At 36.4% G+C, this 20,338-nt stretch carries 22 protein-coding genes and 2 tRNA genes; 22 read left to right on the top strand and 2 right to left on the bottom strand.

Translation table 11 applies throughout. The features are described 5' to 3' along the window. The first annotated feature begins 3 nt into the window (after window positions 1–3). Window positions 4–675: a GTP cyclohydrolase I FolE gene (folE, locus tag HMPREF9073_RS14175; RefSeq protein ID WP_009751174.1), complete on the top strand. Its 672-nt coding sequence runs from the start codon at window positions 4–6 to the stop codon at window positions 673–675. A 58-nt stretch (window positions 676–733) separates the two neighbouring features. Here the strand turns inward: folE and HMPREF9073_RS14170 are convergent. After that, window positions 734–807 (bottom strand) — tRNA-Ala (locus tag HMPREF9073_RS14170). Window positions 808–898: 91 nt separating this feature from the next. On the opposite strand from HMPREF9073_RS14170, the gene HMPREF9073_RS14165 reads away from it, so the two are divergent. The 3 genes from HMPREF9073_RS14165 (at window position 899) to HMPREF9073_RS14155 (ending at window position 2,914) form a co-directional block, all read left to right on the top strand. Beyond that, window positions 899–1,666, top strand: coding sequence for an enoyl-CoA hydratase/isomerase family protein (locus HMPREF9073_RS14165; RefSeq protein WP_009751173.1), 768 nt, complete (start codon window positions 899–901; stop codon window positions 1,664–1,666). Beyond that, window positions 1,663–2,772, top strand: coding sequence for an alanine racemase (gene alr / locus HMPREF9073_RS14160; RefSeq protein WP_009751172.1), 1,110 nt, complete (start codon window positions 1,663–1,665; stop codon window positions 2,770–2,772). Before HMPREF9073_RS14165 ends, alr begins: the two co-directional genes overlap by 4 nt. Before the next feature lie 69 nt (window positions 2,773–2,841). Continuing rightward, a tRNA-Met gene (locus HMPREF9073_RS14155) sits at window positions 2,842–2,914 on the top strand. A gap of 87 nt (window positions 2,915–3,001) precedes the next feature. Here HMPREF9073_RS14155 and HMPREF9073_RS14150 read toward each other — a convergent pair. Then, entirely contained in the window at window positions 3,002–3,472 is a 471-nt protein-coding gene (locus HMPREF9073_RS14150) for a helix-turn-helix transcriptional regulator (protein ID WP_009751171.1), read from the bottom strand. 370 nt (window positions 3,473–3,842) lie between these two features. On the opposite strand from HMPREF9073_RS14150, the gene HMPREF9073_RS14145 reads away from it, so the two are divergent. The 18 genes from HMPREF9073_RS14145 (at window position 3,843) to HMPREF9073_RS14055 (ending at window position 20,254) form a co-directional block, all read left to right on the top strand. Next, window positions 3,843–4,889: a M14 metallopeptidase family protein gene (locus HMPREF9073_RS14145; RefSeq protein ID WP_009751170.1), complete on the top strand. Its 1,047-nt coding sequence runs from the start codon at window positions 3,843–3,845 to the stop codon at window positions 4,887–4,889. 102 nt (window positions 4,890–4,991) lie between these two features. Beyond that, window positions 4,992–5,474 (top strand): Lrp/AsnC family transcriptional regulator, encoded by a 483-nt coding sequence (locus tag HMPREF9073_RS14140; protein WP_009751169.1) that lies wholly within the window; start codon window positions 4,992–4,994, stop codon window positions 5,472–5,474. A gap of 83 nt (window positions 5,475–5,557) precedes the next feature. Next, entirely contained in the window at window positions 5,558–6,253 is a 696-nt protein-coding gene (locus tag HMPREF9073_RS14135; RefSeq protein ID WP_009751168.1) for a bifunctional 2-polyprenyl-6-hydroxyphenol methylase/3-demethylubiquinol 3-O-methyltransferase UbiG, read from the top strand. Between the two features lie 490 nt (window positions 6,254–6,743). Then, window positions 6,744–7,235 carry a YfbM family protein gene (locus tag HMPREF9073_RS14125; RefSeq protein ID WP_009751166.1) on the top strand — a complete coding sequence of 164 codons (492 nt, stop codon included), beginning with the start codon at window positions 6,744–6,746 and terminating at the stop codon, window positions 7,233–7,235. A gap of 27 nt (window positions 7,236–7,262) precedes the next feature. Continuing rightward, the gene (locus HMPREF9073_RS14120; protein ID WP_009751165.1) at window positions 7,263–8,882 is read left to right on the top strand and encodes an ABC-F family ATP-binding cassette domain-containing protein; all 1,620 of its coding nucleotides are present in this window, start codon (window positions 7,263–7,265) and stop codon (window positions 8,880–8,882) included. A gap of 119 nt (window positions 8,883–9,001) precedes the next feature. Further along, window positions 9,002–10,492 carry a hypothetical protein gene (locus tag HMPREF9073_RS14115; RefSeq protein WP_009751164.1) on the top strand — a complete coding sequence of 497 codons (1,491 nt, stop codon included), beginning with the start codon at window positions 9,002–9,004 and terminating at the stop codon, window positions 10,490–10,492. 79 nt (window positions 10,493–10,571) lie between these two features. Further along, window positions 10,572–11,012, top strand: a complete 441-nt coding sequence (locus tag HMPREF9073_RS14110) for a GyrI-like domain-containing protein (protein ID WP_009751163.1) — start codon at window positions 10,572–10,574, stop codon at window positions 11,010–11,012. Between the two features lie 22 nt (window positions 11,013–11,034). Next, window positions 11,035–12,096 (top strand): Fic family protein, encoded by a 1,062-nt coding sequence (locus tag HMPREF9073_RS14105; RefSeq protein WP_009751162.1) that lies wholly within the window; start codon window positions 11,035–11,037, stop codon window positions 12,094–12,096. 19 nt (window positions 12,097–12,115) lie between these two features. After that, window positions 12,116–12,817, top strand: coding sequence for an SMI1/KNR4 family protein (locus tag HMPREF9073_RS14100; protein WP_009751161.1), 702 nt, complete (start codon window positions 12,116–12,118; stop codon window positions 12,815–12,817). Window positions 12,818–12,854: 37 nt separating this feature from the next. Beyond that, window positions 12,855–14,201 (top strand): tetratricopeptide repeat protein, encoded by a 1,347-nt coding sequence (locus tag HMPREF9073_RS14095; RefSeq protein ID WP_009751160.1) that lies wholly within the window; start codon window positions 12,855–12,857, stop codon window positions 14,199–14,201. Between the two features lie 3 nt (window positions 14,202–14,204). Further along, entirely contained in the window at window positions 14,205–15,647 is a 1,443-nt protein-coding gene (locus HMPREF9073_RS14090) for a lipopolysaccharide biosynthesis protein (protein WP_009751159.1), read from the top strand. A gap of 2 nt (window positions 15,648–15,649) precedes the next feature. After that, a complete protein-coding gene (locus tag HMPREF9073_RS14085) occupies window positions 15,650–16,093 on the top strand; it encodes a hypothetical protein (protein ID WP_009751158.1) in 444 nt (147 codons plus the stop codon). Further along, entirely contained in the window at window positions 16,090–16,611 is a 522-nt protein-coding gene (locus HMPREF9073_RS14080; RefSeq protein ID WP_009751157.1) for a hypothetical protein, read from the top strand. Before HMPREF9073_RS14085 ends, HMPREF9073_RS14080 begins: the two co-directional genes overlap by 4 nt. Before the next feature lie 71 nt (window positions 16,612–16,682). After that, the gene (locus HMPREF9073_RS14075; RefSeq protein WP_034555997.1) at window positions 16,683–16,961 is read left to right on the top strand and encodes a SemiSWEET family transporter; all 279 of its coding nucleotides are present in this window, start codon (window positions 16,683–16,685) and stop codon (window positions 16,959–16,961) included. Window positions 16,962–17,126: 165 nt separating this feature from the next. Next, window positions 17,127–18,602, top strand: a complete 1,476-nt coding sequence (locus tag HMPREF9073_RS14070; protein ID WP_009751155.1) for a DASS family sodium-coupled anion symporter — start codon at window positions 17,127–17,129, stop codon at window positions 18,600–18,602. Between the two features lies 1 nt (window position 18,603). Beyond that, window positions 18,604–19,281, top strand: a complete 678-nt coding sequence (locus tag HMPREF9073_RS14065) for an SDR family oxidoreductase (RefSeq protein WP_009751154.1) — start codon at window positions 18,604–18,606, stop codon at window positions 19,279–19,281. A 40-nt stretch (window positions 19,282–19,321) separates the two neighbouring features. After that, complete coding sequence (locus HMPREF9073_RS14060) at window positions 19,322–19,609, top strand: YciI family protein (protein WP_009751153.1); 288 nt, start codon at window positions 19,322–19,324, stop codon at window positions 19,607–19,609. A 15-nt stretch (window positions 19,610–19,624) separates the two neighbouring features. Then, window positions 19,625–20,254, top strand: coding sequence for a class I SAM-dependent methyltransferase (locus HMPREF9073_RS14055; protein WP_009751152.1), 630 nt, complete (start codon window positions 19,625–19,627; stop codon window positions 20,252–20,254). The last annotated feature ends 84 nt before the right edge of the window (window positions 20,255–20,338 follow it).

Below are 20,338 nucleotides of genomic sequence, written 5' to 3'. Positions count from 1 at the left end.
ATAATGAATAAAAATCAAGAAGAAGATATATTAGGCGACAACCATATTGCCACCTCAGCTGTTACACCTCTTAGAGCAGATGCTTTTCAGTTAAGCGAAAGTGAAAAAATAGCTGAAATAGAAACACACGTACGTGCTATCCTCCACACTTTGGGAATGGACTTAACTGATGATAGTTTGAAAGGTACCCCTAAACGTGTAGCTAAAATGTTTGTAAAAGAAATTTTTGGGGGCTTATTACCTGAACGTAAACCTTCAATGTCTACTTTTAATAACTCTTACCACTATGGTGAGATGTTAGTTGAGAAGAATATAGTAGTATATTCTACTTGTGAACACCATTTATTACCTATAGTAGGGCGCGCCCATGTGGGGTATATTTCTAATGGCAAAGTGTTAGGTCTTTCCAAAATGAATCGTATAGTAGAGTATTATGCAAAACGTCCACAAGTGCAAGAACGACTTACAATGCAAATTGTCCAAGAAATGCAACGCGCTCTCGGTACTGAAGATGTAGCTTGCATTATAGATGCTAAACACTTGTGTGTAAACTCTCGTGGTATAGAAGATATTGATAGCAGTACAGTTACTGCTGAGTTCGGTGGTAAGTTTAAAAATCCTGAAGTAAGAAAGGAATTTTTAGAATATATCAAATTAGAAACAAGATTTCACTAATTTTAAATGTAATTAGAAACTAAAAAAGCTATCCCAAAAAGGATAGCTTTTTTAGTTGTGGAGAAGATGGGGCTCGAACCCACGACCTTTTGGCTGCCAGCCAAACGCTCTAGCCAACTGAGCTACATCCCCATTTGCGCGGCAAAGGTAAAATATTTTTTTGAATTACCAAACCTATTTGCAAAAAAAGTTTTATTTTTGCCGAAAATTTATATTAATAATAATGACTGATAGATTACAAGGTTCTTTATATACAAAAATAGATAAACAATTGGCTATCACTACCTTTGGACATCCAAACGCCAACTCTTTTCCTTTAGAGTTACTCAATAGACTTACCAAAGAAATTGAGATTCTTTCTGAAAACAAAGAAGTAAGTATCATCCTTCTTAAAAGTGAAGGAGATAAGGCTTTTTGCGCTGGAGCATCTTTTGATGAACTTTTAGCAGTTACAAATGAAGAAGAAGGTAAACGATTTTTCGAAGGCTTTGCACACCTTTTTTTAGCAATACGTCGTTGTGAAAAACTCATCATTGGTCGCGTACAAGGCAAAGCTGTTGGAGGTGGAGTAGGATTGATCGCTGCTTTAGACTATGCGTTTGCTACTGAAGCTTTGAGTATCAAACTCTCTGAACTATCTTTAGGTATAGGTCCTTTTGTAATAGCCCCTGCCATTCTTCGAAAAGCAGGACAATCAACTCTCAATGAACTATTTATGGCGCCCGATCAGTGGAAAAGTGCTTATTGGGCTCAACAAAAGGGATTAGTAGCACGTGTATTCGAAAATACAAAAGATATGGATGAGGCTATAGAGCATTTCATAGCTACCCTACTAAAATCTAATCCTATAGCTTTGTCAGAAATGAAACGTATTACTTGGCAACACACTGAACATTGGGAAAAAGAACTAATTGATAATGCTGCTATTTCAGGTAGATTAGTACTTTCAGAACAAACAAAATTAATGTTAGAAAAATTAAAGAATAAATGAAAACAGAAGAAACCATTTTAGAAATCAACCTTACTGCATTAGAAAAAAACATTCATTATTTAAAAAACCGAGTCAAACCTACTACTTTGTTCTTAGCTGTAGTGAAAGCTTCTTCCTATGGAAATAATTCTGTAACCATAGCGTCTCACTTACAAAAAAAAGGATTAGCTAATTATTTTGCAGTAGCTTACACTTCTGAAGGTATTGCACTTAGAAAAGCTGGAGTTACACTCCCTATTTTAGTATTACACCCACAACCTATAAACTTTGGTGATATTGTAAAATATAACTTGGAACCTACCTTATATTCACAACGTATTGCCAAACTATTCTTAGGCTATGCTGAAAAACAACAATTAGCAGACTATCCTGTACACCTTAAATGTAATACAGGGCTCAATCGTTTAGGATTTGATTTGAGTGAAATAGAAGAGGTACTTACTTTGTTGAAAAACAATACTACTGTAAAAGTAAAAACAGCTTATTCTCATTTAGCTGCTTCCGAAGATATGAATGAAAAAGAATTTACTGAAAATCAAATAAATACCTTTATAGCTTTTCAAGAAAAAATAAACACAATTTTCACTCATAAAGTACTCTATCACCAATGTAATACTTCAGGCATACTAAACTATCCTCACGCACAATTTGATATGGTACGTTGTGGCATAGGAATGTATGGATTTGCTAATGATACTAAACTACAACAATATCTTACACCTATTATGACATTAAAAAGTGTAATCTCTCAACTACACACTTTGCAAATAGGTGATAGCTTAGGTTATAATCGTGGTTATATTGCCAACCATATCACTAAAACTGCAACAATCCCTGTAGGTCACGCCGATGGTATCAATCGTATTTATGGCAAGGGAAAAGGTTTTGTATTCATCAATGGAAAAAAAGCCCCAATTATTGGTAATGTATGTATGGATATGATTTTAGTAGATGTTACTGAAGTTCCTTGTCAAGAAGGTGATGAAGTAATTGTATTCGATAAAAATCATACAGCTGAAACGCTAGCCGAAGCAGTAGGTACCATTTCTTACGAATTAATCACCTCTATGGCACACAGAATCAAGAGAATATATTTGGAAGATTAAAAAAATACAAAAAAAGTTTTTCAAAAGTTTGGTATTTATAAAAAAGGTTGTAACTTTGCACCCAGAAATCGCGGGATAGAGCAGTAGGCAGCTCGTCGGGCTCATAACCCGAAGGTCACTGGTTCGAGTCCAGTTCCCGCTACAAAATAGGCGTAATTAGTTTGATAATCAACTAATTACGCCTAACTTTTTAAAATGTATGGGGCTTGTTTGGGGCTTTTTCCTGCATCTAACTATCAAAAACTTCAAAATGATTATCTTCATAAAAAAAGATAATACGCTTAATTTTCTTTCCTACAGTATTATTCACTATAGAAGATGGTAAAGATACTTCTTTATCTAAACTAACTTTTTTTTCTTCTTTAATAGGAGAGGATAGAGTAGGAGAGGGACTTTCCATTTCTATTTCTGGAATATCACTAAATAAGTCAGGTTGTTGTACTTTTTTAGGTACGGAAACTTCTTTCTCTTCTTTACGAGGAAATGTTCCTTTTCCTTGAGTTATCCAATACATATCCACCTCTGGAAATTTTTCTATGAGCTTTAAGATAAAATCTAAACTCGGCTTATTGCGTTCTGATAGAAGATGTGATATTCCTGAACGCTGAATTTCTAAAGTATCGGCAAAAGCTGCTGCATTCAATCCATAATAATCCATCACTTGTTGTAAGCGAATAGAAAAGTCTGATGTGTTTAACATTATAACTTATATCATTTTTATTAAGAATGTACAAATGTAAATCAATATTTTGAGATATACAAATTTAAAATAATAATATTTTCTTAACCACTGAAGTATTAATTTATTTTATTTACATAATTAATTTATTTACAACAATTAATGAATAAACTATAAAAATTTTCTATAGTACCTTTATGAGAGATTTTCTACTGAAAAATGTTTGTTTTTGTTATGATTACACCTGTAAAAATTCCATTAGATTAATTCTATTTTATGTAAATGTAATTATAGATTACATTTGTAAAAATCTTCATGTTTAAGTTTTTACATATATATAATTGTCATCTATTAAAAATTTCTTATTTTTGTCCTTAAAAAATATATATAAATGGAAAAAAGACTTTCAGGACGTTATATTACCTATCAAATGATTATTCCTCTTTTAGATAAATATCCCTTTGATGAAATTATTCACTTAGGAAACTCTGTTAAAGGTATTCCTATTAACTTGTATAGAGTAGGTAAAGGTAATAAAAAAATATTACTTTGGTCACAAATGCACGGTAATGAATCTACTACTACTAAAGCTTTTTTTGATGTACTATTAAAACTTCAAACAGCTAATATTTTATCCGAATTGAGTATCTATTGTATTCCAATGCTAAATCCTGACGGAGCTAAATTGTTTACACGTGTAAATTGCAACAATATTGATCTCAATCGTGATGCTAACGAACTTACACAACCTGAAAGCAAGTGTTTGCGTAAAGCTTATGACCTTGTACAGCCTGATTATTGCTTTAATCTGCACGATCAACGAACTATTTTCAGTGTAGGACGAACTCCACTTCCAGCCACAGTTTCTTTCTTAGCTCCTGCTTATAATAAAGAACGTAATATCAACGAAGTACGCCAGAAAGCAATGGAGCTAATTGTTGTAATGAATAGCATTTTACAACATCATATACCTAATCAAATAGCGCGTTTTGACGATAGTTTTAATATCAACTGTACTGGAGATAAATATACTTCATTAGGTACACCTACAATCCTTTTTGAAGCAGGACATTACCCTAATGATTACAACCGTGAACATACAAGATCTTACATAGCGATAGCTATTTTAGCAGCATTAGAATACATTGCTACTTCTTGTGTTACAAATGTAAAATATACAGATTACTTCAATATACCGGAAAACGACAAATGTTTTTATGATATTATCTTGCGTGATGATACACATAGTGGTAATGATGTAGGTATTCTTTACAAAGAAGTTTTAGAAAATACTCAAATCTCGTTTGTCCCTTATATTGTTGAAATTGGTGATTTATCCACTAAATATGGGCATAAAGAAATACCCCTATCTAAATATCTTAATGCTCCTATCAATAAAAGTTCTATTGAAAATAGTTTAGATTTACAAAAGCTTTAACACAAAGTAATACAGAAAATGTAAAAAATAAGTCTTTTTATTTGGATAATTCAAAATAAAATACTTACTTTGCACGCTGAGTAAATTATAAAAATATAATAGATGGCGAGATACAAATTAGATGAAACTGATCATCAAATATTAGATCTGTTGATTGATGATTCTCGAACCCCTTTTACTGAGATAGCCAAGCAGTTGGAAATTTCAGCGGGGACTGTTCACGTAAGAGTACGAAAAATGGAGGAACTTGGTATCATTAAAGGTTCTACACTCACAGTAGATTATGAACGATTGGGCTATACTTTTATAGCGTATGTAGGAATTTTTTTAGAGCGTAATCATCAGGCTCAATTTGTATTAGAACGTTTGGAAGAAATTCCTTTTGTAACGGTAGCTCACATTACCTCAGGGCAGTACAATATCTTTTGCAAAATCCGTGCTCGTGACACCAAGCACGCCAAGGAAGTTATATATATGATAGATGATATCCAAGGAGTCGCTCGTTCCGAAACTATGATTTCTATGGAAGAATCTATCAACGACAAGCGTCGCCTATTGCATAAAGCTTTTCGTGAATTACAATAAAATAGTATTTAAACAACTTTGAAAGAGCTACCTAAAAATAGGCAGCTCTTTTATTATAAAAATATTTTATTCTATTATTTATTATGTCAAAATTCTATAACGAAATTGCAGAAAAATACGACTTTATCTTTCCACTATCTCCAGCTCACCAAACATTTTTTGCAGATGAGCTTCAAGGGCATACTATCCTTGATGTAGGTGCTGCTACGGGTAATCTTACCGCTTACTTAAGCTCACAAGGATATGAAGTTACCGCTATCGACCTCAGTGAGCGATTGATTGCCAAAGCTGCTGAAAAGGGCGTTAACGTACAACAACGTGATATGCTTACTATTGATGAACTTTCCACCTTTGACAACATTGTTTGTATCGGTAATACGCTCCCACATTTGGATAGTAAGGCTTCCATACAGCTCTTTTTGCAAAAAGCTTATGGACAACTCACTCAAGAGGGGAAACTTGTCTTGCAATTGGTCAATTTTGAAAAGTATTTTGGTCAGCAACAAGACGATTACCTCGGTAATCTCCCTTTGATAACCAATGATAAGGTGAAGTTTGAGCGATTTTACTATCTCAATAAGGAAGGAAAAATTCGTTTCAAGACTATTTTGGACGATACCATAGAAAATGAGGAACTGTTACAGCCTATTTTCGCTGACGAACTTACCCAATGGCTTACTCAGATAGGATTTCAAGCCATCAACTTATATGGTAATTTCAAAAAAGACCCTTTTGATAAGGAAAAATCAATGGCACTAATAATCATTGCAGAAAAATAAATTACAGATTATGAGAATTATCAAATTAATATCCCTTATTATAGTTGTTTTGTTGTCTTCTTGTAAGCCTACCTTGCCAGATTTGACAAAAAGAGATCGTATAAAACTACTCAAAAAATATGCGTTCTACTTATGTATGGAGCATAATTACAATCGAATAGATAGCATCTTTCGATTTCCTAGAGATCATATAGGAGGAGTCGTATTTTTCCATTATGGGTTAGAGGGGTTAGAAAAGACAAAGGATTTCGTGATCCAAAACACACAGTTTGAGTTTCCTAGCGGATCATTAAAGAATGAAATGGGAGATCCTAAGGCAAATCTTATTTGTTTGGATTGTTTTGATTTTTATAAGAGTAAAGAACTCCACCGCTTTGTAAGAAAAATGGAGAGAGAACTAAGAGAATAATTTTCTTTTAGAATCACAACTATTTCCATATCTTACAAATATTCTGTACTTTTGCATTTTTTAAACTTTAGAATAAACGATATGGCACGATTAGGAATGCTTTACGCTATTACTGATGAAGCGTTAGAACAATTAAAAGCACAAGATATAGACCAGATGTACGACTATATGCTTGAAGAAATAGAAGAAGAACTGTTTAATACTTCTGAAGCCTTTGAACTTGACAAAGCGTGGGAAGGAGTCCAGTTTTGTCTCGGGGAAGGCACGTGGAATGAAGAAAACAAAGTACCTTACAATGTTGTTTTCGGTGGGGAACTGATTTTAGACCACAATGACTATGTTATTTCGCTCAAAAAGCCCGAAGTTATCAAAGATATTGTGGCTTATTTGGAAGCCAATAACCTACAAGAAACTATTAAAAATAATTTTGATACAATCCCAGAAGAAGAATATACTCTTCCCAAAGATGAAGACAACCTCAACTATCTGTTAGGCTGGAGCCAAGGACTTTTAGAGTTCTATAAAAATGCTTTAGACAAGCAACTCAACGTTATATTTACCGTAGATCTTTAATTAATCATTAAACATTAATCATTAACAATGTTATCAGTATCCAATTTATCCGTACAATTCGGCAAGCGCATCCTCTTTGATGAGGTCAATGTAACCTTTACACAAGGCAACTGCTACGGCATCATCGGTGCCAATGGAGCAGGAAAATCTACCTTCCTAAAAATCCTTTCTGGCAAGCAAGAACCTACTTCGGGGCGTGTGATCCTTGAACCAGGCAAGCGTATGTCGGTACTCGAACAAGACCACTATGCCTATGACGACTACACTGTGCTCGACACCGTGATTATGGGCAACAAAGTCCTCTCCAAAGTCAAAAAAGAGATGGACGACCTCTATGCGGACTATTCCGATGAGCACGCCGAACGCATCGGTGAGCTACAAATCCAGTTCGATGAGATGAACGGCTGGAATGCCGAAAGCGATGCCGCTGCACTGCTCTCCAATTTGGGCATCTCTGAGGATATGCACTATACCCTAATGTCCGAAATGGACGGCAAGCTCAAGGTGCGGGTACTTTTGGCGCAAGCGCTCTTCGGTAACCCCGATGTACTCATTATGGACGAGCCTACGAACGACCTCGACTTCGAGACTATTAGCTGGCTGGAGAACTTTTTGGCAAATTACGACAATACGGTGATTGTCGTTTCTCACGACCGCCACTTCCTCGATGCCGTTTGTACTCATATTTCCGATATTGACTTCGGAAAAATCAACCATTATTCGGGTAACTATACTTTCTGGTACGAAAGTAGTCAGTTGGCAACTCGTCAGCGTGCGCAACAGAACAAAAAGGCGGAAGAGAAAGCCAAAGAGTTACAGGAATTTATTGCGCGCTTTAGTGCCAACGTGGCAAAATCGAAGCAGGCAACCTCTCGTAAGAAGATGTTGGAGAAACTCAATATCGAGGAAATCAAACCGTCCTCTCGTCGTTACCCTGCCATCATTTTCGAGCGTGACCGCGAGGCTGGCGACCAAATCCTACACGTGGAAAACCTCGCTGCCTCTATCGACGGACAGGTATTATTCCAAAATGTAGACATCAACCTTGCCAAAGACGACAAAGTAGCCGTGATTTCTAAGGATTCACGTGCCACCACTGCCTTTTATGAGATTCTCAACAGCAACCTCAAGCCCGATGCGGGTACCTTTGCGTGGGGTATTACCACCTCACAGTCTTACCTGCCCGTGGATAACTCTGATTTCTTCACCCAAGACCTTTCTTTAGTGGATTGGTTGCGCCAATGGGCAAAAACAGAGGAAGAGCGTGAGGAAGTATATGTACGAGGGTTCTTGGGTAAGATGCTTTTCAGTGGCGAGGAAGCCCTTAAAAACTGCAAAGTGCTCTCAGGAGGTGAGAAAGTACGCTGTATGCTCAGCCGTATGATGATGTTGCGTGCCAATGTGCTTATGCTCAACGAACCTACCAACCATTTGGATTTGGAGAGCATCACCGCCTTCAACAACTCGCTGAAAAACTTCAAAGGTACCGTGCTTTTTACCACTCACGACCACGAATTTTCACAAACTGTCGCCAATCGTATCATTGAGCTTACCCCCAATGGTATCATAGACCGCTATATGACCTTTGATGAGTATATGGATGACAAGAATATTCAGGAACTCCGCGAAAAAATGTACAAACAATGATTAATTATTAATGATTAATGGTTAATCACAGCACTTTGGCAAAGTTTATGGCACAAAAAGGTGATTAAAATGAGCTTTGCCAGAGTTTTTTTCAGCTAAAAACCAAAAAATAAAACCATATGGAACTAAATCAATTCATTTGGAACAACTATAAAGAGAGTAAAGAAGGGCAAGAAGTGATTAAGCTTTTTGAGGAAGGATATCTAGATGATATTCTTTCTAAATTTGCTGTTGATAAAAATAAGAATTTAGATTATTATCTAAATATCTTAATAGATATTATAGATTATGCAGAGATTCCTAATGAAATAGAGCTAAAAGACCTTTACTTATATATTTTAGAAGAAGGATTAAAAGGTTTTGATGATGAAAAAGAAGAAAAGTTTGATATTTTTTATCCTAAAGAATATGAATTTATCATTTCAGTTATTGAACCTTTATCATTAGCTTTATTTAATTTAAAAGAAGAAGAAATAGAAGCCCCCCTATATATTCCTTACTTCTTTTTTATGAATTTTTCTAAATTACAGAAAATAGCAGATACTTTTAATGTTGAACTACCAAAAGTTCCTCTAAGAAAAGACAAAAGAGAAAGGGCTTTGTACTACTTAGAATTTTGTAAACTTTGGAATGAATTTAGAAAACAAAATAACCTTACCATATTTGAACTATGTGCTTTCCTTTATGATTTTGCCCCTAAATTTATTGGGAAAGAAAAAGAAGAAATCTTGCCTAAACCTACTAATATTTGGTTATGTGGTGGAGCAAAAGATGATTATCCTTATTTAATAGAAGCCAAAGAAGAAACAACTTATTTTTGGCAAGGCAATCAAGATACTTTGAAAGGAGATATTATCCTTATGTATTGTCTTTCTCCCAAAAGCAGTATTGAATTTGTTTGTAGAGCTGTAAATGATGGTGTCCGAGACCCTTTTTTCCATTATTATGGAAGTATAACATTAGGGCATATCCAACATATTAAACCTATTACTCTTGCTGAAATAAAAACAGATGAGCATTTAAAGGGACTTCCAATTGTTCGAAAGAACTTTCAAGGAGTGAATGGTACAAGACTTCATAATGAGGACTATACTCGTATTTTAGAAATACTAGAACAAAAGGGAGAGGATATTTCTCGGTTACCTAAACTCTCGTCTGCCAACTTTACTCCTAATAAAGATTGCAAAAACGAACGAGAAGTAGAGGTTAAAATAGTAGAACCTTTTCTGAAAGACCTTAATTATTCAGAAAATGATTGGGTTCGACAGCTTCCTGTAAGAATGGGACGAGGAGAGCGCAATTTTCCTGATTATGTGTTCTTTGCTGAAACCCAAAAAGGTTATGAGAAAGGAAAAATGATATTAGAAACAAAGTTTTATATCAAATCTAATGCAGAACTAGAAGAAACTTTTCAGCAAGCACAATCGTATGCTCTTAGATTAAATGCCAATAGGATAGTTATATGCGATAAAGATTTCATTTGGATTTATACGAGGAAAAACAATAACTTTGACCGAACTAAGTATTTAAAATACAATTGGCAAGAAATGAATAATCCTGAAATTTTTAATACCGTTAAAAAGGAAATAGGTAAAGATTTTATAAGATAAATTCTAAAAATCCAAAATGTCTATAATTATAGAAAAAACTAAACGAGGAAAAACGACAAAGAATTAATCATATAAGAAAATGAAAATCATCGGAATTAGTGTACGCACTACCAATCAGAATGGACAAGCGATGCAAGACATCGGGAACCTTTGGCAACGCTTTTTTAGCGAGCAAATTTTGGCAAAAATACCCAATAAAGTAAGCGATTCCATTTACAGCATCTACACCGATTACCAAAAGGACTATACCGAGCCTTATACTTGTATCATAGGAGTGGAAGTTACCACGCTCAGCACGATTCCCGACGGCTTAGAGGGTAGGGAATTCCCTGAACAAACCTTTCAAAAGTTTGTAGCCAAGGGTGCAATGCCTCAAGCAGTAGGGGCAATGTGGCAACATATCTGGGATAACGACGCCACGCTCAATCGCACTTATATATATGACTATGAGCGCTACACTGAGAAGTCTCAGCAAGGAGATGCCTCCGAAGTAGATATTTTTATAGGTGTAAAGGATTAATAAGAAGTAGAAATGTCGCAAAATGAATGACTTCGAGCAATATATAAGGGAAACTGAACCCCATCGTCGTGAAAAAGGTGAGGCGTGGCAGACAGCTATTGGCTTGCAGGCGGTAGACGGATTGAAACCTTCGGATTATCTCGTGCAAACAGCTAAGCAACACATCGAGGGGGATATTACTATGGAGGAGGCTAAGCACCTCATTGATAGTTATTATCAGTCCAAGACAGTATGCCACGAGCAGGGAGAAGAACGCACTGAGGAAGCCGACAAAGTTTCGGCACGCATCACTGAATTGCTTACCGAGTCGGCTTTTAGCTTTTCCCCAGTGGCATATATAGGCATTCATCGCAAGTTGTTCACTGGTATTTACAAGTTTGCAGGCAAATTGCGCGACTACAATATTACTAAAAAGGAGTGGGTACTCGGTGGAGATACGGTTCTCTACGCCAGTGCACACAATTTGCGCGAGACTTTGGACTATGATTTCGAGCAAGAAAAGCGTTTTTCTTATCAAGGCTTGCCTGTGGAGGAAGCTATCAAGCACATAGTCAAATTTGTTTCAGGACTCTGGCAAATACACCCTTTTGGTGAGGGAAATACGCGTACAACGGCGGTTTTCACGATTCAATATCTGCGTACCTTTGGCTTTGCGATGAGCAATGAAGCCTTTGCCTATCATTCTTGGTATTTTCGTAATGCCTTAGTCCGTGCCAATTACAACAACCTTGCTAAAGGGATAACAGCAACTACTGAATACATAGAACGTTTCTTTAGAAACCTAATTTTAGGTGAGGAAAACGAGCTTAAAAATAGGTATTTATTAGTAGGGGATGAACTTCAAAGTGCAAAAGAGCAAATTCCAAAGGGCAAATTTTGCACTTTGAATTGCACTTTGGAGGAAATGGCAGTATTACAATACTTACAACAAAATCCTACCGCTACTCAAAAGATTATTGCTGAGCATATAGGAAAATCGGAACGCACCGTAAAGACTATTACAGCAAATCTGGTAGAAAAGGGACTTATCGAACGTAAAAATGGTAAGCGAAATGGCTTTTGGGAAGTAAAAACAAACAATTAATCTTAAAATAAGTATCATTATGAAAACAACTTTCAATTTTGAGCTTTTTAAAAAGCGTTTAAACCTATTTTTAGAAAAGATAAAAGACCTTGGTGGCGAGGTAGAACCTCTTACGATAGAAAAGCCCGCTACAGAGGAAGAAATCAAAGCCGTAGAGGAGCAATTAGGCTATATATTACCTCCTCATTTCCGCGAAGTACTCTTGGAGAACACCGCCCATTTGGATTTTTATTGGGATATTAATGATATTACGGATGAGGGTGACATTTCTCTACCTGATAAATTAGTTGAAATCTTTCGCGGACAGTTGCTTTTTGGATTGGATTTGCTTTTGGACTATGAGGACGATCGCAAAGGTTGGGTAAAAGAGGTATATCCCGATTACAATAACGAATATGATCGCGTTTGGCATAATAAAATGTCCTTTCACCAAGTAGGCAACGGCGATTATATCGCTATTGAGTTAGAGCCAGAGAACTATGGTAAGGTTGTGTATCTCAGTCACGATGGTAGTGAGAACCACGGGCTTTATATAGCCGATAACTTTAAGGAATTCCTGATGAACTACGCTGCTATCGGTTGTACAGGGGGTGAGGATTGGCAATGGGAGCCTTTTTATGCCAAAGGCAAAGGCTTAGACCCCACTTGTGAGAACGCCCAAGCGTGGTATAAGGTATTGGAGATAATACCTGAGGAATTAAGAAACAACAACAACTCGTAACTCTTAACTCATAACTCATAGATCTTAACTAAAATAAATGTTACCAGAAGAAGAAAACTACGCCGTTAGCAAATTTGAATCAATGCTCAAAGAGAATAATATCCTCTTTTTTGATGTGGATGAATTTGAAGAGATTGTAGAATATTACGTAGAATATGGGCGTATTAGTAAAGCCAAACGTGCCTTAGAGATTGGATTATCGCAACACCCCGATGCGTCTTCACTGAAATTGCTAAACGCTGAGCAATTGGTGTTTGAAGATCGTTTGGAGGAAGCTTCAGAAATTCTCAATGAATTGCTTGTGCTTGAACCTATGAATGCCGAAGTACACGCACAGCAGGCTAATCTGTATTCTAAAATGAACAAACATCACCGTGCTATTGAGTTGTTGCAATACGCCCTCACTCTTACTGATGATGTTTCTAATATTTATGCCTTAATAGCAATGGAATACCTCTATATAGAGGATTATACCAATGCTAAAAACTATTTTATCAAATGTTTGGAACAAGACCCTCAGGACTATACAGCACTACAACAGTTAGTATTCTGTTATGAAGTTTTAGGTGATGTACAAGAAGCTACTTCTTTCTTAAATCATTACTTAGACCAAAATCCTTATTGTGAAGTCGCTTGGTATTATCTTGGCAGACTCTACTTGGCTATTGGTGATTACAAAAATGCTTTGCGTTGCCTCGATTTCGCTATTATCAGCGACGATACTTTCACGGGGGCTTATTTCGAGAAAGCTCGCGTGCTCGAAATGATGGAAGATTACGAAAAAGCTATCGAAAACTATAAGATTACTCTTACCTTAGACGATCCTTCAGCTTTAGCTTATTTACATATAGGTCGTTGCTATGAAAAAATGCATAATGATACTAAGGCAGAGGAGTATTATTTTAGAGCTACTCATGAAGATCCTCAATTAGACAAAGCGTGGATTACCTTAGCCGACTTTTATTACTTGCGCCATAACCACAGCAAAGCCCTGAAATATATTCAGAAAGTACTCACTTTTGAACCTAATGAGCCTTATTATTGGCGTCGCTATGCCGAATTGAATTATTTTGAATTCCAAAATCTTGAAGAAGCTGAATATGGCTATCGCAAGGCTGTACAAAATGGCGATTATTCTTATAATACGCTTATTGAATGGGTAGATTTGATGTTCCTCACTCAAAAATATGGAGATGCATTACCTATTGTAGCGGATATAGTACATATTTATCCACACGAACTCAACAATTATTTTCGTCTTTCCTTAGCTTATTATGGTGTAGGTGATGAGCATACAGCATTACAATATTACCAAATGGGCGTTACTAAAGCTCCCGAATGGCAGTCGTTTTTTGAACACAAATTCAACTTTAAAATACAATAGTTTATGGGGATAGTGCTCCGTCAATCGTTTAAGAATGTGGTGGCTACCTATTTAGGGTTTGCCATAGGGGCACTGAACACCCTTTTCTTGTTTACTTACTTCCTCTCCAAAGCTCAGTACGGATTAGTGAGTTATGTTACTTCCACTGCCACCATTCTGTCCCCTCTTATCGCCTTTGGGGTGAACAATACCTTGGTGCGTTACTATACCGCTTATCGAGATAAGAAAGAACAAGCGCAATTCAACCTGATGCTTTGCTTTTTGCCTTTGCTCATCATTGTGCCTGCCACCTTTGTCGGGATAATTGGGTATGAACAGATTGCACAATGGCTTTCGGCTAAAAACGAAGAAGTGCGCGATTACGTTTTTCTCATCTTCCTCACTTCCATAGCGATGGCTTACTTTGAAATTGCTTATGCGTGGACGCGTGTACAGCTAAAAACCGTCTTTGGCAATTTTCTTAAAGAGGTATTCCATAGGGTAGGGGTGATGCTCCTGTTATTAGCCATTTATTTGCAGCTCATCGACTTTTACCAACTGATATGGGGCGTATTTTGGGTCTATACCTTGCGTATGCTCCTAATGTTTGTTTTCGCTTTCTATGTACGCCGACCGCAATTTGCTTGGGGGTTACCTAAAAACAAGAAAGAAGTCCTTTTGTACAGCCTTTTTGTAATTTTATCGGGCTCGGTAGCTTCCGTATTGATGGATATTGATAAGTTTATGCTGAACCAATACTTGCCTATCGGTGAGATTGCCGTTTACAATGTAGCCATTTTTACAGCTACAGTGATTGCCATTCCGTATAGGAGTATGTACCAGATTGTAAGTCCGCTAACGGCACAATTTATGAATCAAAGCAAGCCAAAAGAGCTATCCGACCTGTATAAGCGCAGTACTGTGAACACTTATTTTGTGAGTATGGTGATTTGTGTGCTTATCATCGTCAACGCCCAGCAGTGTTACGCTCTTCTGCCCGATAAGGATTACAGCACAGGACTCACGGTGCTTGTCATCATATCGGTAGTAAAGCTATCGGACGCCTTAGTAGGCTTCAACAATGCGGTATTGCTCAATTCACCTTACTATCGCACCGTACTGTTTTTGGGTGTTTTTTTGGTCATAGGCACTGTTTTAATGAATATGTGGCTCATACCGCTTTACGGCATCAATGGGGCGGGATTAGCGACCCTAATTGCTTTTAGTTCGTATAACCTACTCAAGTCGGTTTTTGTGTATCGCAAATACAACTTACAGCCTTTTTATAAAGAAACGTTACAGACCACCCTCTTTGGTATCGTAGCCATAGGAGGTTTCTTCTTTTGGGACTTTCCGTTTCACCCTCTTGTAAATATCAGCTTAAAATCATTGTTTGTAGGAGTCTTTTGGTTATGGGCACTTATCAAATTTCATTTGTCAGAAGAACTATTAAAAATACTTAAATAAATATGCATCCACGTATCAAAAACATTCTTGAAAATTACACTTATCCTATTATCAAATCTATTACTTACCCTAATGGTGATATGCTTGTTTTAGAAGGACAATGGATTAAAGAGAAGTATCACCTAAGAATTTTGTGTAAATCGTCCTTAGATAGTTATTTTTCTTATAACGAAGAGGATTATGTCTCTAATCTCTATCCGAAAATTATGGTAGAGAATGCCCAATATAAAATTTATGGAGGTGAATGTAGTTGGGAAGGAGATGGTTTTATTTACATTATCAATAAAGAAAAAGGGAAACTTTTATGGTTTTTGTTTTTGGATAATAGCGAGTATTTTAAGGAAGCCTATTTTGAGGACACAAACTATATAATCGTTCGTTCTGAACTTGGCTTACAACTAAGAATTCCTATTAATAAACCTGAAGAACTAAGTGTAATAAAATGACTTTAGAAGAGATAAAAGCAATTGTCTATTACATTCAAGGCTTACAAGCCCTTTGGAAAGAAGGCTATAATGCTAAAAAAGTAGGGGATTATACTTCCAATTTTATATGCAAAGACTTCAGAGACTATAATACCACAAATGAGCTGTGGGAGGTTATCAATGAGTTACGGCTTATGGGAGAAGGAGAAGAATGGGAAAAAACTAAAGAAGAAGTAGAGGCTCTCATTCAAGAGAAATTAGGAATTAGTATTTGCGAACCTATCAGTATACTTTCTTACACAACTAACTTGTTTATAAAGCAACTTACCAATGATTTCTCAACCGATTCACTAGTTTTATCATTTATTGAACAGACAAAAGAGCTTATTACTTATCAAGAATATACTTTAGCATTGGAAAACTTACTGAAAAGTCTTTTGGAAAAATGTATTTCTATTCCAAGAGATACTTTGGCTATTATTGATGTAGTAGATGATTCTTATATTAAGAGATTACAGGCTTCATTATGGGGAGTGTAAAACGAAAATTTTTCTAATTATTTTTGATACTTCTTTGTGAAATTATTATCTTTGCAGAAAAATATTTTTTTATGAAAGAAAAAAGGAATGTCAAACAAAAAATTAATTTATTTATAGGTTCTATTGGAGCCTTTATAGGAGTAATGGTATTTATAGCCTATATTCCTCAAATTATAGCAAACTTAGAGGGGCATAAAGCGCAACCTTGGCAACCATTGTTTGCAGCAGGGTCTTGTCTTATCTGGGTGGTGTATGGCTGGACAAAAGAACCTAAGCCAGATTATATTCTCATTATTCCCAATTTTGTAGGAGTGGTTTTAGGATTTTTAACTTTTATTACTTCTCTTTAAATACATTGAGTTATAGGATATATTTCAATTAAAACAAAGAAAGTAAAATATAAATAAATCCATCAATAAAAAACTATCGTTTTTCTTTGGTGGATTATTCTTTTTTTATACCTTTGTCATTCGTTTGTTAAATAGCAAATAACTTTTTAAACTTACCAAAATATTATGTCTAAAGAATTAGAAAATGTAATGACCAATCACTTTGAAAAAAAACACCTTATCGCTTTGATATGTATAGTGATTGTAACTACTGTAGTGTGGAATTTGCCTACTGAGGTGTTTCATATTAGCGGACTAACGGTGATACATCAGCGAATTATCGCTATTTTTGTGTTTGCCACTCTTATGTGGATTAGTGAGGCTATCCCTTCGTGGGCTACTTCGCTGGGTATCATTACCCTAATGTGTTTAACGGTTTCTAACCACAGTCTGTTCTTCTTTAAAGGAGAAGAGAACGAGATTTTCGGAAAACTGCTCAGCAGTAAAGAGATTATGGCTACCTTTGCCAACCCTGTAATTATACTCTTTTTAGGTGGTTTTTTCTTGGCTATTGCCGCCACCAAATCGGGGTTAGACGTCTTGCTTGCCAAAAATTTGATACGTCCGTTCGGAAATAAAAGCGAGAATGTGCTATTGGGTTTCTTGCTCATTACGGGTATTTTCTCAATGTTTGTGAGTAATACCGCTACGGCAGCTATGATGCTCACTTTCCTTACTCCTGTTTTTGCAGCATTGCCTGCAAGTGGTAAAGGACGTACCGCGCTCACAATGAGTATCCCGATTGCCGCTAACTTAGGCGGTATGGCTACCCCTATCGGCACACCTCCTAACGCTATTGCTCTGCAAGCTCTTAACGACCCTAAAGGACTGAATATGGGCGTTGATTTCGGCGAATGGATGTCGTTTATGTTCCCATTGGTACTTTTGTTACTCTTCATCTCGTGGCGACTTATATTAAAATTCTTTCCTTTTACTCAAAAGACAATTAACTTACACATTCTAGGAAAAGTACATCGTGGTTGGCGTATGTGGGTAGTTAGTGGCACTTTTATCATTACCATTCTTTTATGGCTACTCCCCAGTGAACTAACAGGCATTGATGCCAATACCGTTGCCTTAGTACCAATGGGTATTTTTGCAGCAACAGGCGTGATTACTGCTAAAGACCTACAGTCCATCAATTGGAGCGTTATCTGGATGGTAGCGGGAGGTTTCGCTTTAGGTTTAGGTATCAATGAATCGGGCTTAGCCGAACTTGCTATTGATACCATACCCTTTGGGTCGTGGTCGCCTATAATAGTATTGATTGCATCGGGACTTATTTGTTATCTTCTCAGCAACTTTATTTCCAATACTGCTGCGGCAGCCTTATTAATTCCTATTTTGGTAACTATTTGTCAAGGAATGGGAGAAAACCTAAGCGCAATAGGGGGTACCTCTACAGTGCTTATTGGGATAGCTTTGGCAGCATCATCAGCGATGTGCTTACCTATTTCTACTCCTCCAAATGCCATTGCGTACTCTACAGGCTTAGTAAAACAAAACGATATGCTAAAAATGGGGCTTATCGTAGGGCTTATCAGTATGGTGATAGGATACCTTGTTTTGTATGTTGTAGGAGAAACACATCTCTTAGGATAATATGAAAAACATCATCATAACAGGTACCAGCAGAGGTATAGGCTTTGCGCTAGTACAACAGTTGGCTGCGGAAGGGCATAACATTTTAGCCCTTTCGCGGCATACTGCTACTATAGAGGCACTCAATTTGCCTAATGTACATTGTTTCTCTTTTGATATTACAAAAACAGAAGACCTACAAACGGTAGTCACCTATTTGCAACAATGGCAGTGCGTGGATATACTCATTCATAACGCAGGAAAACTCATCAACAAACCCTTTGAACAACTTACTGAAACTGACTTTTTAGAAGTGTATAAGGTGAATGTGTTCGGAGTGGCACAACTCACTCAGAAAGTATTGCCTTTTATGAGGAATGGCTCGCACGTGGTAAGTATCAGCAGTATGGGAGGCATACAAGGGAGTTTGAAGTTTGGCGGTTTGGCAGCGTATAGTTCCTCTAAAGGTGCTCTTATTACCTTATCGGAGCTCTTAGCCGAAGAATATAAAGAACGTGGAATTATTTTCAATACCTTAGCCTTAGGAGCCGTACAGACCGAGATGCTCGCTGAAGCTTTCCCTAACTACCAAGCCAATATCACTCCTAAACAAATGGCGCGCTACATCGCCGATTTTGCTTTGAATGGAGGAGAGGTATTTAATGGAAAGGTATTACAAGTAGCCAATACAACACCTTAAAACACTAACGAGTAAAGAATAAAAACTAATATTTAATAATATGTATATCATTATTTTAACGTATCAAAAAGACCTTTCAGAGGTTGAAAAACATTTAGAAGCACATCGCGCTTATTTAGATAAGCATTATGCTTCAGGACATTTTATCGCTTCAGGAGCACAAGTACCCCGTGTAGGTGGTATAATTTTGTGCAAGGCAGGTAGTAGGGGAGAGGTAGAAGCTATCATTGCCCAAGACCCTTTTTATCAGCACCAAATAGCAACCTACCAGGTCATTGACTTTACTCCTACCAAATTCTCTGAGGAGTTCGGTAAGGTACTCTCTTAAAACCATAATTAACAAGTGAAAATTATTTTTCTAACAGCCCTTACTTTCTCAATCTTAATACTCCTGCTTTATTACCTAATTCAGCAGTCTAAAAAGCCTTCGGGTTTTGTAGGTGTAATAATGATGAAACTTTTTAATCGTGTTTATATACCAATGGTACAATGGGCATTAGGATTTTATAAACCGTCAGAAGCTCCACGAAAAATATTAGATATAGGAGTAGGAAATGGCAAATCAACTGTCCTGCTCACTGAATATTTCCCTCATAGTGAAGTTTGGGGAATTGAAATATCCGAAATCGCTATTAAGGAAGCAAAGAAGCTTGATACAAGGGCTATCTTTCAGTTAGAGGACATTCGGCATACCTCATTTGGTGATAAAACTTTTGATTTGATAACTGCTTTTCAAACACACTTTCATTGGCAAGACCTCAAAGAGGCTTTTTTGGAAGTCAAACGTATACTTTCAGACAAAGGCATTTTTCTCATTGCTTGTGAATATGCAAAGATTAGTTATTACCTTCCTAAGCTAAAAAGAACAGAAGATTTTAGTCAATTTTTAAACTCAGTAGGACTATCCTTAATACAAGAAGAAAGAATGCAAGGTTGGGTGTTTTACAAGTTAATAACAACTGAATATAAGTAACTTATAATAAAAATATAAACCTTTTATTTAATATATATTTTATAAAGTATCTATTTACTATGTATATAAATGTGAAAATAATCT

Origin of the sequence: Capnocytophaga sp. oral taxon 326 str. F0382 (genome assembly GCF_000318295.1) — a bacterium.
In the GTDB taxonomy this organism is placed as follows: Bacteria; Bacteroidota; Bacteroidia; order Flavobacteriales; family Flavobacteriaceae; genus Capnocytophaga; species Capnocytophaga periodontitidis.
This window is presented reverse-complemented; position numbering and strand designations above follow the sequence as displayed.